A 13,874-nucleotide genomic window follows, 5' to 3' on the forward strand; every position below is an offset into this window, starting at 1 on the left:
GTCTGGCGGCGGCGTTCAGCGTGGCGGGTGACCCGGCATGAAGGCCAGCCGTCCGTCGGGGGTGCGCTGGCACGTCCCCTGCAGCGCTTCGCCGTGGCGGCCGGGGATCTGCAGCGCGGCACCCTCCGCCTGGCCTTCGCAAGCCTGCATGAACTCGGGCGGCAACGGCCGGCCGCCGTGAGGGCGAGGAGGAGGCGGTGGCGGTGGCGGCGGCATCATGCAGCCCTGAAGAATCGCGGCGAGGGCAAGCAGGCCCCATCCCCGGGTTCGGATCATTGTCGGTTTCCTTGTCGTTGCGGGAGGCGGTCATGGTCGCGCGCAACTTCGGAGGAATGTGGGAGGGCGGGATACCCGCGCGGCGCTCAGTCGGCGGGTTCCTCGAACGCGAAGCCGACGCCGTAGACGGAACGAATCCAGTCGTGCCCCGGCCCGGCGGCGGCCATCTTGCGGCGAAGGTTCTTGACGTGGCTGTCGACGGCCCGTTCGGTCACGTCGGCCGTGTCGTCGTAGGCGAGGTCCAGCAACTGCGCGCGCGAGAAGATCCGGCCCGGTTGTCGCGACAGCGCCTGGAGAAGGCGGAATTCGAGGCGGGTGAGGGCGAGCGGGGTGCCGTCCAGCGTGGCGCGCCATTGGGTGTCTTCCAACTGGAGGCGTCGCGGGGGTGGGGGCGATACCGTGTTTGCCGTGCTGCGACGAAGTACCGCAGCGACCCGCGCGACGACTTCGCGCGGCGAGAAAGGCTTGCACACATAGTCGTCCGCGCCGAGTTCGAGGCCGAGGAGGCGATCGACTTCCTCGATGCGGGCCGTGAGCATGATGACCGGGCGCGTCGTGTGCAGCCGCGCCTGCTTCAGAACGGCCATGCCGTCGAGCCGCGGCAGCATCACATCGAGCAGGGTGAGATCGGGCGCCGGATCGGCGACCATTCGCGCCAGTGCGCTCTCGCCATCGGCGACGCGCTCCGGCTCATAGCCCGCGTGCCGCAGATAGTCCACGAGGACCGAAGCGATGTCGTCTTCGTCCTCGACGACCAGGATGCGCGTCATGCGGCATTCTCCAATGGCAAGGTCACGATGATCCGCAAGCCGCCGAGCGGCGACGGCGCTGCGTCGATCGAACCTCCATGCGCTTCGAAGGTGACGCGGCAGATGGCCAGCCCCAGACCGGAGCCACCGAGTGCCCGGCTGCGCGATGCCTCGCCGCGGAACAGCCGTTCGAACAGGTGAGGCAGTTCGTCGGGCGAAACGCCGGGCGGGCTGTCGTCGAAGTGAAGAACGAGGCGTTCCGTCTCGTTGCCGCTCTCAATCCGTGCCCCGATGCGCAGGCGACCGCCGGCGTCGGTGTACGACAGGGTGTTTTCGAGCAGGTTGATGAAGGCCTGATGCAGGCCGCGCGTATCGCCGCGTGCTTGCGGCTGGCGCTGGGCGGCGAGTGCATCGATCTCGGTCGCATCCAGCGAGATGCGGCGTTGCGCGAAGCGCTCCCGCGTCAGCGCGAGAGCTTCTTTCAACAGGGCCAGCGGAAACACCGGGACCAGGAGCGGCGAGGCTCCGTCCTGCTCGCGCATGCTGCTGCGCAGGTCGTCGACCAGTTGGCCCAGCCGCATCACCTGCCGGTGCAGCCGAAGGGCGGTCTTGTCGTCGAAGTTGCGCACGCCGTCCTGCAGGGCCTCGATTTCGGCGCGCATCGCCGCCAGCGGCGTACGCAGTTCGTGCGCAACATCGGCGAGCCAGGCGCGGCGCGACGACTCGATGCCGTCCAGCCTCTCTGCCATGTCGTTGAAGGTGCGGCCCAGCAGCGCAAGTTCATCGCTTCCGTGCACCGGCACGCGCGCATCCAGGCGGCCTTGCGCAATGCGTTGTGCGCCTTGCGTCAACGCATCGATGGGTGCAAACCAGCGGCGCGCGAGCAGCCAGGAAAGAAGCAGCGCGATGGCGAGGCCCGCGACGCCGGTCCAGACGACGAAGCTGGATTGCTGCGCGACGAATGCGCGGTCGGCGTCGTTCGCCAGTCCCTCCAGCGGCGCCAGCAGCAGCGTGCCGATCAGGTGCTCGCCGTCGCGCAATGGAAGGCGTGCGGCGGACTCAGGATCGACCTTCGCGCCGGCGACCCAGTCACCCTTGGCGTCGACCAATCCCAGGCGGCGATAGACCGAATCCGGATTGCTCCGCGGATCGTCGCGCGATCCCGGCTGCGACGATGCAGTTCGTCGCGGAGGCAGCAGGTCGGGCGGCAGTGGCGGCGGACCGGGAGATTCATTGGGTGGTGGCCCTGTCTCCCACGGCGGTGGGCGGAAATCTTGCGGCGGCCAGGGGGGCACGCGCCGCAAGGCGCCATCGGGGGGCGGTCCCCCGATCTCCGAGGCGCGCTCGGGCGGCGGCGCGAAGATGCCCATCTGCAGCCGATGCCAGGCGCCCTCGTCACCGCGCAGGTCATCCCAGTTGCCGTGCGCCGCATGGCGCTTCTTCAACAGATCGGCGAGCCAGTCCATGCGCCGGATCTCGATCTCTGCAACGTAGGGGCCGAGTCCGCGCTGCAAGCCGAGGCGCGAGAAGGCCGCAAAGATCAGCAGCAACGCCAGAAGGAGCACGGCCAGCGCGAGGAAGATCTTTCGGAAGAGCGTCAGACGGGGCATGGGGCGATGGACGGGCGTGCCGCATTTTGCGGGATGCCGCGGCACGTGCGGCGCAAGCGGCAACCGGATCAGGCCGCGATCGAGATCGCGATCTCGGCGCTGTAGCCGCTCGTGGCGTCGCCGCTGAAGTTCACCATCTCCAGCGCGGTGCCGTCGCTGAAGACGTTGTCGGTGGCGAAACTGATCGCGTTCAGGTTGACCACGCTTTGCGAATAGCCGGCGGTGCCGGTGTAGATGGCGCGCAGGGTCTCGGTCGGAAAGGCCAGCTGCGTCGTCTTGACCTTGCCGCTCGCCGATTTCGCCGTCGAGAGGTTCGGATAGATCTCCAGGTGCATGTGCGGCATGCGTCCCGAATAGCAGCCCGGCACGACGGTGGTGAAACTCACGCGTCCGTTCGCGTCCGTCTCCTGCACGCCCCGCAGGTGATTGTCGGTCAGGCTTTGCGTGGTGTAGACGGAGTAGGTGCCCTCGCGGGTGCAATGCCACAGGTAGATGGCGTAGCCCGCGAGCGGCGCGCAGCTGCTCGTCGTGTTGGTGAGCGTGATCGTGATCGTCAACGGCGCGCCAGCCACTTGTATCGTGCTGCCGATGTTGGCGCGGATGTCCGAGCGGACGATGCCGTCCAGCGCAAGCACGTTGTAAGTGGCGTTGCTCGCGTTGGAGCCGTCGGCGGGGTACGGGCCCGCCGTCTCTTCAGGCACGACCTGGCAACTGCCCGAATTGCCGGAACCGCTGGTGCTTGCGGATGTGGAGGATGTCGTGGACGTGGCAGCGCTGCCTGTGGTGGCGGTCGTGCCCGTGGCCGTCGTCGCCGCCGATGAGGAACCGGTCGCCAGGATCGGCGACAGCGTCGATGCGCCGGACGAGGTCGTGCTTCCGCTGCCGCCGCCGCCACAACCGGCCAAGGCGCAGAGTCCGAGCGAGCCGATGGCGCCCAGCGCGTGGCGCCGCGCGACGTCGGGCCGGCCGATCCGGGGATGGGTCTTTGCCATGTTCATTTCTCTCCAGCGCCAATCGCGCGAAGCGCCGACTTTGCGTGGCGATCTGGGAGAAAACGTGGAGTCCCCGTTTTGTCAATACACGTTGGCGATGGCGCCCTGCAGCGGCAACCGCAGGGTGATGCCGAGGCCACCCAGCGGCGAGGGGGCGGCGTAGAGGCGACCGCGGTGCTCGGCCACGATCTGCGTGCAGAGCGCCACGCTTGCTACGGCGTCGGTGTCTTCGCGCTGTCGCGCAACGCCGGCGGAGGCCGCGTCGAAGCAGCGCGCCAGTCGCGGCTCGCTGGTGTCGGGTGTCGTGTCCATGAAATTGACGACCGCGTGCGTGCCCTCGATGCGGCCGAGCACACGCAGCGTGCTGCCGGCGTGCATGGCGCGGCACGCCAGGTCGACGATCTGCCCGAACACCTCCTGCATGCCCGAACGATCGAGGAGGACGGGCAGGGGATCGGCGGGAAGCCTGAGTTCCAGCGCCATTCCGGCGGCTTGCAGGCGGGCACGCAGGGATTCCGACATCTGGCTGAGCAACTGCCGGATGTCGGCCTGGTTGCGCGGCCCCGCCGTGTGCGGCTTCAAGACGGGGCGAGGCGGCCGTCGAACGGCATCAGTCCGCTGCTGGAGGATGCGCCATAACACGAAAAGCAGGAGGCTGACAAAGACGGCGATGCCGAGTTGCGCTGGGTTCATTCGATGCGGTGTGGGTTGCGATGGACCGCATTAACCCCCGCCGCCGCGCTGCGCGCAACAGCTCCCGGGCCGCGTGACGGGCCTTCAAGATCTCTCCTCAATCGAGGCGCAATGCGGATTCGCGCAGCCCCTGTCGGACCCGGCGTCTAGGTATTAACGCGAGATTGACGCCGCAGATCGTCACCCATACCATTTAGTTTTGGTTAACCAAACATGTTTTGTTTAGTCAACCATATAATCCAACCCTCACAGAGAGCGAGGCCTCAAGTGAACCCCGTCAAATGGCTGGCCTTGCTGCCGGTGATTGCCTTTTTCAGCGGCGGATGGCTGTCCGCCTTCGCCCCCACCTTCGTCCTCGGGATGCCCTTCCTCATGGTGTGGAACGTGTCCTGGCTGGTCCTGACCTCGCTGATCATGGTCGTCATTGACCATAGCGAGGGCGACCTCGACGCGCCCGACGCAGCAGCAGGAGACGCACGATGAACGCCGCACTGCTGATCATTGCCCTCTTCGTCGTCGGTGCGCTCGCGCTGGCGGTGCTGGCGCGCCGTGGCCGCAAGATGAGCCTCGAGCAATGGGCGCTGGGCGGACGCGGCCTCGGCGCCATCATGGTGTTCCTGCTGATGGCGGGCGAATCGTTCTCCACCTTCACCTTCCTGGGTGCGAGCGGATGGTCCTACAGCAAGGGTGCGCCGGCCTTCTACATCCTGGCCTACGGCGGCCTCGCGTACTTGATCGCGTTCTGGATGCTGCCGGCCATCTGGCGCTATGCGACGGCGCACAAGCTGGTGTCGTTCTCCGACTTCTTCGCGAGCAAGTACGACAGCCGCGCGCTCGGCGTGCTGGTTTCCATCGTGGCGTTGATGGGCATGGTGGCGTTGCTCACCATCCAGTTGCGCGGGCTGGGCATCATCGTCTCGGAGGCCTCGTACGGCACGATCGCCCCGCAGGTCTCGATCTGGATCGGCACCGCGGTGATGGTGGTCTACATCCTGTTCTCGGGCATCCACGGTTCGGCCAGCATCGCGATCGTGAAGGACATCCTGATCCTCGCGCTGGCGATCTTCCTCGGCGTCTACCTGCCCTGGCACTACTACGGTGGCGTCGCGCCGATGTTCACCGCCATCCACGCGTCGAACCCGACCTTCTTCGAGTTCCCGAAAGAGGGCCTGACCCTCACCTGGTACAACTCCACGATTCTGCTCACGGCGCTGGGCTACTACCTGTATCCCTTCAACCTGACCTCGGTCTATGCGGCGAAGAGCGCGAGCGCGGTGCGCCGCAACACGATCCTGATGCCGCTCTACCAGATCGTCATCGCCTTCCTTTTCCTGGTGGGTTTCGCGGCCATCCTGAAGGTGCCGGGACTCAAGGGCGCTGAGATCGACCTGGCGTTGTTCGGACTTGCCAAGGCGACATTCGACCCATGGTTTGTCGGCATCATCGGCGGCACCGGCGTGCTCACCGCGCTGGTGCCCGGCTCGATGATCCTGCTGACCGCATCCACCGTGATCGGCAAGAACATCTACAAGGAAGGCTTCTCGCCGCGTGCGACCGACCAGCAGGTGTCGAGGGTCGCTCGCGCCGTGCTGCCTCTGTTCGCGCTGGTGGCGGTGTACTTCGTGCTGCGCGGCGGCACGACCATTGTGTCGATCGCGATCTTCGCGTCCAGCCTGCTCACGCAGTTGCTGCCGTCGCTTCTGTTCAGCCTGCCGAAGCGGTCCTTCGGCAACAAGCAGGCCGCCTTCGCCGGCATCCTCTCGGGCGGCGCCGTCCTGGGCTACGTGATGATCGCGAACACCAGCATCGGCCAGATGTTCCCGAACGCGCCGGCGGGCTTCAAATCGATGAACATCGGGCTCGTGGCTCTGGCGACCAACACGCTGGTGTTCACGCTCGTCACGCTGCTCGGCCGGCGTCCGGTGGCGCGCGATGCTGCGGTTGTCCCGGCCTGACCCTCGCCACTTTTTCTTCGGATCGAGCTTTCCATGCCCCAGTCTTCCTCCCTTCTCATCCGCAACGTGCGCCCGCTGGGGGCCGCCCCGGTCGACGTGCTGGTGCACGGTGACAGGCTCGCCGCCATCGGTGCGGCGCTGCCGATGGAAGACGGCTGCGCGGTGGAAGAGGGTGGGGGCGCTTTGCTGATGCCCGGACTTGTCGAGGGCCACACGCACCTCGACAAGACGATGTGGGGCATGGACTGGTATCGCAACGAAGTGGGCACCCGACTCGTCGACAAGATCGACAACGAGCGCGCCTTCCGCGCGGCGAGTGGTCATGACGCGGCGCGGCAGTCGCTCGCACTCGCCAAGGCCTTTCTCGCGCTCGGCACCACGCGGCTGCGCACGCATGTCGATATCGACACGCAGGCCGGCCTGCGCCATCTCGAAGGCGTGGTTCGCACGCGCGGCGCGATGCAGGCGCTGCAGCAGATCCAGATCGTGGCCTTTCCGCAGTCGGGGCTCCTGCAGCGACCCGGCACGGCGGAATTGCTCGACCGTGCGATGGCCGAAGGCGCCGATGTGCTGGGCGGCCTCGACCCCTGTGCGATCGATGCCGATCCGGTGCGTTCGCTCGACACGCTCTTCGGCATCGCCGAACGCCATGCCTGCCCGATCGACATCCATCTGCACGAGCCGGGCGCGATGGGTGCCTTCTCGCTCGAACTGATCCTGGAGCGCACGGCCGCGCTCGGCATGCAGGGCAAGGTAGCGATCAGCCATGGCTTCTGCCTCGGTGAGCTGCCCGAACGCGAGCGCGACGTGTTGCTCGCACGCATGGCGAAGCTCGACGTGGTGCTGATCACCAGCGCGCCGCCATCGCGCATCGTGCCGCCGCTCATGGCCTGCCGGCAGGCCGGCGTGACGATGCTCGGCGGCAACGACGGCATCCGCGACACGTGGTCGCCCTACGGCAATCCGGACATGCTGGAGCGCGCCATGCTCATCGGTCTGCGCTACAACCTGCGCCGCGACGATGAACTCGACATCGCGCTCGACTGCGTCACGCACGCCGGTGCGCGGGGCTGTGGCTTCGAAGCGTATGGACTGGTACCCGGCAGCCGTGCTGACCTGGTGCTCATCGATGCGCAGACCGTCGCGCAAGCGGTCGTGTCGCGGCCGCCGCGGCGGCTCGTCGTGGCGGGCGGTCGCATCGCCGCGCGCAACGGCGAACTGCTGCCGGGTGTGGTGTCCGCGTGACCCGGGCCGGAAAGGGCCGGCAAGAAGCGGGCGCAAGCGAAAGCGGATTTGGTTTCGCGCTTGCGATCGTGCTGGTGGCGCTCAATCTGCGTGCGTTCCTGACATCGACGAGTCCGCTGCTCGAAGCCATCCGCGCCGCCACGGGGCTGGGTTTTCATTGGGCCGCGATGCTCACCGTGCTGCCGATGCTGGCGATGGGGCCGATGTCCTTGCTCGGCGTCGCGGTGGGGCAGCGCCTGGGTGATCGGGCGGGCATTCTGCTGGGGTTGGCGACCATCGCCGTGGCCTGTGCGAGCCGATTTGTCGCCGACGCGGCGCTCCCGTTGCTCGCCAGTGCGGCACTCGCGGGCATCGGCGTCGGACTGGTCCAGGCGCTGATGCCTGCCGTCATCAAGCGCACCTGGCCGACGCGCGTGGGATGGGCGATGGGTTTGTATTCCGCAGCGCTCATGGGGGGTGGCGGGCTCGGCGCCGTGGGCAGTCCCTGGATCGCGCGTGTCGCCAACGATTGGCAAGCGGGGCTCGCGGCATGGGCGCTGCCGGCTGCGCTCGCATGGCTGGTGTGGTTTCTCGTGACGCCGGCTGAGGCTGCCCGTCCGAGAGGCCGGCACAAGGATGCGCGCTGGCTCCAATGCTTCGGAAATCGCCGCGCCTGGTTGCTGGCGGCGTACTTCGGTCTGATCAACGGCGGCTACAGCAGCCTCGTCGCCTGGCTGCCGCATTTCTACGCGCAGCAAGGCTGGAGCACGGAACGCGCAGGCGCGGCGTTGGCATGGATGACCGTGGCGCAATTGATCGCCGCGCTGGTGATGCCTGCGCTGGCGCGTGGTCGCCGCGATCTGCGGCCCTGGCTCGCTGCCATGTTGCTGGCCCAGCTGGCCGGCTTCGCGGGCCTGTGGCTCAACGCACCCGCCTCGGGCGTCGTCGCGCTGCTTGGCTTCGGGCTGGGCGGCGCCTTCGCGCTGTGCATGGTGCTGGCGCTCGACCATTTGCCCGATCCCAGGCAAGCAGGCACCCTGGCTGCCTTCATGCAGGGCTTCGGCTTCATGATCGCGGCGCTGGCGCCTTTCGTGACAGGCTGGGTGCGCGAGTCCAGCGGCGGCTTCGGATCGGCGTGGATCTATCTGGGGGCCATCGTCGTGCTTCTGCTGCCGCTGACCTGGTTCTTTGATCCACGGCGTTACGCGCGAGTGACGGCCGGGCTCTTCGATGCGCGCCGACCTTCGGGGGGCGCAGCCATACATCAGCCGGCTTCGGCTGCAGCCAAGTGAATCGAGAAAAAGGAACGACGATGTATCAGGAACAGTTCATGCAGCGCGCCATCGACTTGTCGTCCAAAGCGCTGCGCACGCCCGGAACCGAGCCCTTCGGCGCGGTCGTCGTGCGAGACGGCGTGGTGGTGGGCGAGGGCTTCAATCATTCGGTCGCTCATTTCGACCCGACCTCGCACGGCGAGGTGGAGGCCATCCGCGATGCCTGTCGCAATCTGAAGAGCGTGGATCTGAGCGGCTGCGACCTGTACACGTCTTGTGAACCTTGTGCCTTGTGCGTTGCCGCCATGCGGATTGCGGGCATCGGGAAGCTCTACTACGCGGCTTCGCTGGCGCAATCGGCCGAAGCCTTTGCCGGTGTGCCAACCGCGGCGCGGCATCCGATCGACGTGGAAGACCTCCGAGCGGAGGCCGGCGCGCCTCCGGCGGGGCGCGCCACGCCTTCCGAGCAACGGCTGGACTGCGAAGCCGTGGCCGTGCTGGAGGCGTGGGCCGACGGCCGCCGGCCCGGCAAGTCCTGAGACAGCCTCAGGCGGTCTGCGTTGCAGGCACCTTCGGTTGCTCGTCGGCGAGTGCCACCCTGTAGATCAGCGCACCCAGCACGGCACCGACCAGCGGCGCAACCCAGAACATCCAGAGCTGATCCATCGCCCATGCCGGCGCGAACAATGCCGGCCCGGTGCTGCGCGCCGGATTGACCGACGTATTGGTCACGGGAATCGAAACCAGGTGGATGAGCGTGAGGCAAAGCCCGATCGCCAGCCCCGCAAAGCTGTTGGCGGCGCGTTTCGCGGTCGCGCAGAGGATCACGATCAGGAAGACGGCCGTCATCACCACCTCGCAGAGCAATGCGGCGTTCATGCCGTATTGCCCCGGTGAGTGTTCACCGAAACCGTTGGCCGCAAAACCACCGAGCTCCGCGCCGGGCTTGCCGGAGGCGATGACGTACAGGATGGCCGCAGCAACGCATGCGCCCGCCACTTGCGAAATCATGTAGCCGGCGAGCTTGTTGGCCGGCATGCGGCCCGCCGCCACCAGGCCGAGCGAGACCGCGGGATTGAAGTGGCCGCCGGAGATCGGACCGAATGCATAGGCGCCGGTGACCACCGTGAGCCCGAATGCGAGCGACACGCCGAGAAAGCCGATGCCCAGTTCGGGAAATGCGGCGGCGAGCACTGCGCTGCCGCAGCCGCCGAAGGTGAGCCAGAACGTGCCGAGGAATTCAGCGGACCAGACTTTGAAGTTGTTGTTGTGCATGAGAGCTTTCAATGGAAGAAGGGGAAAGATGGCGACCATCGCCGCAGTGGCCATGCATGCATTGGCCTTGGCGTGTGCCGAGATGAGACGGGCAGGCGTTGCCCACCGCTTGAAGCGTGTTTCGTTTTGATTCCTCTCTGATTTCAAGACGGCCTGCGTCGTACGCGAGCCGGGCTCAAAATATAAACAGCGCGCGGTGCCGATCTCGTCGAAAAGAAGAGCGGTTCTCGCGCAAATTTCACGATTGATTGAGGACAGAAGCCATGACAGCCAAGCCGATCAAAGTCCCCGGACCCGATCACCCGATCACCATTGAGGCGAATCCCAAACGCGTCGTCGTGAAGGCCGCCGGCCGCGTGATCGCCGATACGACGCACGCGTTGTCGCTGCGCGAGGCGTCGTATCCGGCGGTTCAATACATTCCGCGCAAGGATGTCGACATGTCCCTGCTGGCGCGCACGGACCATGCGACGTACTGCCCGTTCAAGGGCGACTGCGCGTACTACAGCATCCCCGCGGGCGGCGAGCGTGCCGTCAATGCCGTGTGGACCTACGAGGCGCCCTACGCTGCGGTTGCGCAGATCAAGGACCATCTGGCCTTCTATCCGGATCGCGTCGATTCGATCGAGCAAGCGTAGGCAGACACCCGCCATGAAGATTGCAGTGATGGGCGCCGGCGCGGTCGGCTGCTACTACGGGGGCATGCTCGCGCGTGCCGGACATTCGGTGACGCTGATCGGCCGAGCGCAGCATGTGGAAGCGATTCGTCGCGACGGGTTGCTTCTCGACACACGGACGTTCAAGGCCCATGTGCCGATCGATGCCAGCACGGACGTCGCCGCCGTGGAAGGCGCGGACCTGGTGTTGTTCTGCGTCAAGTCCACTGACACGGAGAGCGCTGCCGCTGAATTGAAGCCGCACCTCATGCCCGCTGCGTTCGTGCTCACGCTGCAGAACGGCGTCGACAACGCCGAGCGGCTCCAGGCGGTGCTGCCGCAGGAGGTGGCGCCCGCGGTCGTCTACGTTGCGACCGAAATGGCGGGGCCCGGCCATCTCAAGCACCACGGTCGCGGCGAACTGGTCATTGCGCCTTCAAGAACCAGCAATGAGGTCGCAGCGATGTTCGAGAAGGCGGGCGTGCCGACGCAGGTCTCCGACAACGTGATCGGCGCGCTGTGGATGAAGCTGATCCTGAACTGCGCCTACAACGCCTTGTCCGCCATCGCCCAGCTGCCCTATGGCCGTGTGGTGCAGGGCGTGGGCGTGGAGAGCGTGATGCGCGACGTGGTGCAGGAATGCATTGCCGTGGCGCATGCCAGCGGCGTGGCGCTTCCCGGCGATGCCTGGCAGACCGTCGCGGGGCTCGTCCAGACCATGCCGACGCAGTATTCATCCACCGCGCAGGATTTGGCGCGCGGCAAGCGCAGCGAGATCGACCATCTCAACGGCTATGTGATGCGCAAGGGTGAATTGCTCGGCGTGCCGACGCCGGTCAATCGCGTGCTGCATGCGCTGGTCAAGCTGATCGAAAGCCGTTCGGCGCCGGGCTGACTTATTCGTCCGACGAGCCCGGCACGTACCACCGGGTCGCGATCAGTTCCGGCTCATCGTGCGCCTGCAGGCGCTCCCAGTGCCGATCGGCGTCTTCCACGAAGAGGTCGCGCGCGATCGCCTGCGCGAGCCGCGTGGCGCCGATCGCGAGGCCGGGGATGTCGCCGGCCAGTGCGCCATGGCTCATGGTCGCGCCCCAGTTGAAGAGACGCATGCGCGCCAATGCGTCGGCCTGTGGGTCGGCCGGATCGGCGCTGCGCAGTTCGAAGCCGGCGCCCAGGTACGGAAAGCGCGCCGGCTCCGGATGATGTTCGGCTTCCGTCGCCGAAACGTGGCTCGCCCAGGTGTCGATCTGCGACGTGTAGGCGGCGATCTCCGGCCGGTCGAGCAGGTCGACGTCGAAGCCGGTGCCGAAAATCACCGCGTCGAAGCGCTCCAGGCCCCCGTTCGGCATGGTGATCGTCACGCCGTCTTCGTCAGGCGCGACATCATCCCAGGGCGTTCCCAGGCGCAGTTCGAAGGCGTCGTGCACGTCGCAACGGCGCACGGTTTCCCAGGGCGGTGGAACCTGTTCGTCGAAGATGTAGGTATAGACGCGCCACTTGCGCGCGTCGTCCAGTCCTTCGAAGCCGCGCAGGAAGCCGTGGCTGGACGCGGCCTTGCTCTTGTTGACCTGCGGAAGTTGCGCGCGGCGCGCGAACAGCGTGACGTTCGCCGCGCCGGCTTCGAGCGCGCATGCAGCGTTGTCGAAGGCAGAGGCGCCGGCACCGAGCACGCCGATGCGTCGCCCTTCAAGGGCCGCGAAGTCGATCGTGTCGGCGGAATGGAATACGCGCCCGGCCGCAAACGGATCGTCGCGCCGTAACGAAGGAAACGCGGGCCAGCGCGGCGCGCCGCTGCCGTCGCGTCCCAGCGCCAGGACCAATTGGCGCGTACGCACGGATTCGCGCCGGCCATGGGCGTCTTCGAGTTCGATTTGCAGCACCCGCCCGTCCTGCGTGTGCGAGACGGATCGCAGCGACACGCCGTTTTCCACCGGAAGGCCGACCGTGTCGCGCACCCAGAGCAGGTAGTCGCGCCAGTCGACACGGCCGATCTTGTGCAGCGCCTGCCAGCCGGGCGTGCCCTGGTCGGACATCGCGCTGCCTTCACCGTGCTGCGCTTCGTACCATGCGCGAAAGCTGAGTGAAGGCACGCCGAGCTCGGGGCCGCCGACGTGCTTGGGGCTGCGCAGCGTGAGCATGCGCGCGTAGGTGCCCCACGGGCCTTCCTCGCCGCGCTCGGCGCGGTCGATCACCCGGATGTGGGTCACGCCTTCGCGGCGCAGCGCGTAGGCGGCCGTTTGCCCGCACATGCCGGCGCCGGCGATCAGGACGTCGAGAACCGGCGCCTCGGCGGTGGACGATGCGGCCGGCAGCACCCATGCCGGCGGCGGCACGTTGATGCGTTCGAGGTCGGCACGCGCCTGCGCCGCGAGGCGGTCGAGCGCAGCCGTGTTTCGCGGACTGGCGATGAACTGCAGCGGCACCGGCGGCAGGGCGTCGGGGCGTGCGTCGGAAATTGGGTCGTCGGATGCCATTGCCTGAAGATAATCCAGAACATGATCTCGCTCGACTGCTACTACAGCCTCTCTTCGCCCTGGGCCTACTTCGGAGGCCCCCAACTTCAGGACATCGTGCGCCGCCACCATGTGCGCCTCACGCTCAAGCCTTACGACTTCCAGGCCGTGGTTCCGCAGACTGGCGGCATTCCGCTCAAGACCCGGCCCGAACCGCGCCGCACCTACCACGCGCTGGAACTCGCGCGCTGGCGGGAGCACCTGGGCATGCCGCTCAACCTGGAGCCCGCGCACTACCCCAAGGGGCAGGCGAGCGATCCGAACTGGAACAAGTATCCGGGCTGGATGGTGATTGCCGCGCAATTGCAGGGGCTCGATGCCCAGCCGCTTTCACACGCGCTGTTGCGCGCGCTTTGGGCGGAAGAGCGCAACACGGCCGATGCGGCGGTGCGCATCGCGGTCGCCGACGAGAACGGCTACGACGGCGCGGCGCTCCAGGCGCTGGAGCAGACGCCGGAGACGCAGGCGACTTATCGCGCGAACAGCGCCGAAGCGGTTGAAAGAGGCGTGTTCGGCGCGCCCACGTACATCCTCGACGAGGAACGCTTCTGGGGGCAGGATCGGCTGGTGTTTCTGGACCGCGCGCTGGATCGGCTGCGGGCCTCGCGTCCCGTTGGCTAGTGACTCACGGAGCTTCCGACCTGGGGCAGCAGATAA

15 protein-coding genes are annotated in these 13,874 nt (G+C 67.1%); 8 read left to right on the top strand and 7 right to left on the bottom strand.

Annotated features, from left to right (window positions below):
- Window positions 1-15: 15 nt before the first annotated feature.
- From AC1DN9_RS24955 to AC1DN9_RS24975, 5 genes are all read right to left on the bottom strand, one after another.
- The gene (locus AC1DN9_RS24955) at window positions 16-276 is read right to left on the bottom strand and encodes a hypothetical protein (protein WP_478104492.1); all 261 of its coding nucleotides are present in this window, start codon (window positions 274-276) and stop codon (window positions 16-18) included.
- An 86-nt stretch (window positions 277-362) separates the two neighbouring features.
- Window positions 363-1,046, bottom strand: a complete 684-nt coding sequence (locus tag AC1DN9_RS24960; RefSeq protein WP_478104493.1) for a response regulator — start codon at window positions 1,044-1,046, stop codon at window positions 363-365.
- Window positions 1,043-2,635, bottom strand: coding sequence for an ATP-binding protein (locus AC1DN9_RS24965; protein ID WP_478104494.1), 1,593 nt, complete (start codon window positions 2,633-2,635; stop codon window positions 1,043-1,045). Before AC1DN9_RS24965 ends, AC1DN9_RS24960 begins: the two co-directional genes overlap by 4 nt.
- Before the next feature lie 68 nt (window positions 2,636-2,703).
- A complete protein-coding gene (locus AC1DN9_RS24970; RefSeq protein WP_478104496.1) occupies window positions 2,704-3,627 on the bottom strand; it encodes a dioxygenase family protein in 924 nt (307 codons plus the stop codon).
- 81 nt (window positions 3,628-3,708) lie between these two features.
- On the bottom strand, window positions 3,709-4,320 hold the full coding sequence (locus tag AC1DN9_RS24975; protein ID WP_478104498.1) for an ATP-binding protein: 612 nt from the start codon (window positions 4,318-4,320) through the stop codon (window positions 3,709-3,711).
- 267 nt (window positions 4,321-4,587) lie between these two features.
- Between AC1DN9_RS24975 and AC1DN9_RS24980 the strand changes: the two genes are divergently transcribed.
- From AC1DN9_RS24980 to AC1DN9_RS25000, 5 genes are read left to right on the top strand one after another with little or no spacing between them, the layout of a single operon-like run.
- Complete coding sequence (locus tag AC1DN9_RS24980) at window positions 4,588-4,803, top strand: DUF3311 domain-containing protein (RefSeq protein WP_478104500.1); 216 nt, start codon at window positions 4,588-4,590, stop codon at window positions 4,801-4,803.
- Window positions 4,800-6,275, top strand: a complete 1,476-nt coding sequence (locus AC1DN9_RS24985; RefSeq protein ID WP_478104501.1) for a sodium:solute symporter family protein — start codon at window positions 4,800-4,802, stop codon at window positions 6,273-6,275. Before AC1DN9_RS24980 ends, AC1DN9_RS24985 begins: the two co-directional genes overlap by 4 nt.
- Before the next feature lie 33 nt (window positions 6,276-6,308).
- Window positions 6,309-7,520: an amidohydrolase family protein gene (locus tag AC1DN9_RS24990; protein ID WP_478104503.1), complete on the top strand. Its 1,212-nt coding sequence runs from the start codon at window positions 6,309-6,311 to the stop codon at window positions 7,518-7,520.
- Window positions 7,517-8,791 (top strand): cyanate transporter, encoded by a 1,275-nt coding sequence (locus AC1DN9_RS24995; RefSeq protein ID WP_478104505.1) that lies wholly within the window; start codon window positions 7,517-7,519, stop codon window positions 8,789-8,791. Before AC1DN9_RS24990 ends, AC1DN9_RS24995 begins: the two co-directional genes overlap by 4 nt.
- Before the next feature lie 20 nt (window positions 8,792-8,811).
- Window positions 8,812-9,312 carry a nucleoside deaminase gene (locus AC1DN9_RS25000; RefSeq protein ID WP_478104507.1) on the top strand — a complete coding sequence of 167 codons (501 nt, stop codon included), beginning with the start codon at window positions 8,812-8,814 and terminating at the stop codon, window positions 9,310-9,312.
- Window positions 9,313-9,319: 7 nt separating this feature from the next.
- Here AC1DN9_RS25000 and aqpZ read toward each other — a convergent pair whose 3' ends face one another.
- Window positions 9,320-10,048, bottom strand: coding sequence for an aquaporin Z (gene aqpZ, locus AC1DN9_RS25005; RefSeq protein ID WP_478104508.1), 729 nt, complete (start codon window positions 10,046-10,048; stop codon window positions 9,320-9,322).
- A gap of 263 nt (window positions 10,049-10,311) precedes the next feature.
- On the opposite strand from aqpZ, the gene AC1DN9_RS25010 reads away from it, so the two are divergent.
- Together AC1DN9_RS25010 and AC1DN9_RS25015 are read left to right on the top strand one after the other, a co-directional pair.
- Entirely contained in the window at window positions 10,312-10,686 is a 375-nt protein-coding gene (locus AC1DN9_RS25010; RefSeq protein ID WP_478104510.1) for a DUF427 domain-containing protein, read from the top strand.
- A gap of 13 nt (window positions 10,687-10,699) precedes the next feature.
- Window positions 10,700-11,599, top strand: a complete 900-nt coding sequence (locus AC1DN9_RS25015) for a ketopantoate reductase family protein (RefSeq protein WP_478104511.1) — start codon at window positions 10,700-10,702, stop codon at window positions 11,597-11,599.
- Between the two features lies 1 nt (window position 11,600).
- Here AC1DN9_RS25015 and AC1DN9_RS25020 read toward each other — a convergent pair whose 3' ends face one another.
- A complete protein-coding gene (locus AC1DN9_RS25020) occupies window positions 11,601-13,178 on the bottom strand; it encodes a SidA/IucD/PvdA family monooxygenase (RefSeq protein ID WP_478104512.1) in 1,578 nt (525 codons plus the stop codon).
- Between the two features lie 21 nt (window positions 13,179-13,199).
- On the opposite strand from AC1DN9_RS25020, the gene AC1DN9_RS25025 reads away from it, so the two are divergent.
- A complete protein-coding gene (locus AC1DN9_RS25025; RefSeq protein ID WP_478104513.1) occupies window positions 13,200-13,838 on the top strand; it encodes a DsbA family protein in 639 nt (212 codons plus the stop codon).
- Window positions 13,839-13,874 lie beyond the last annotated feature (36 nt).

The sequence above is a fragment of the Variovorax sp. 05L425 genome (assembly GCF_056397705.1).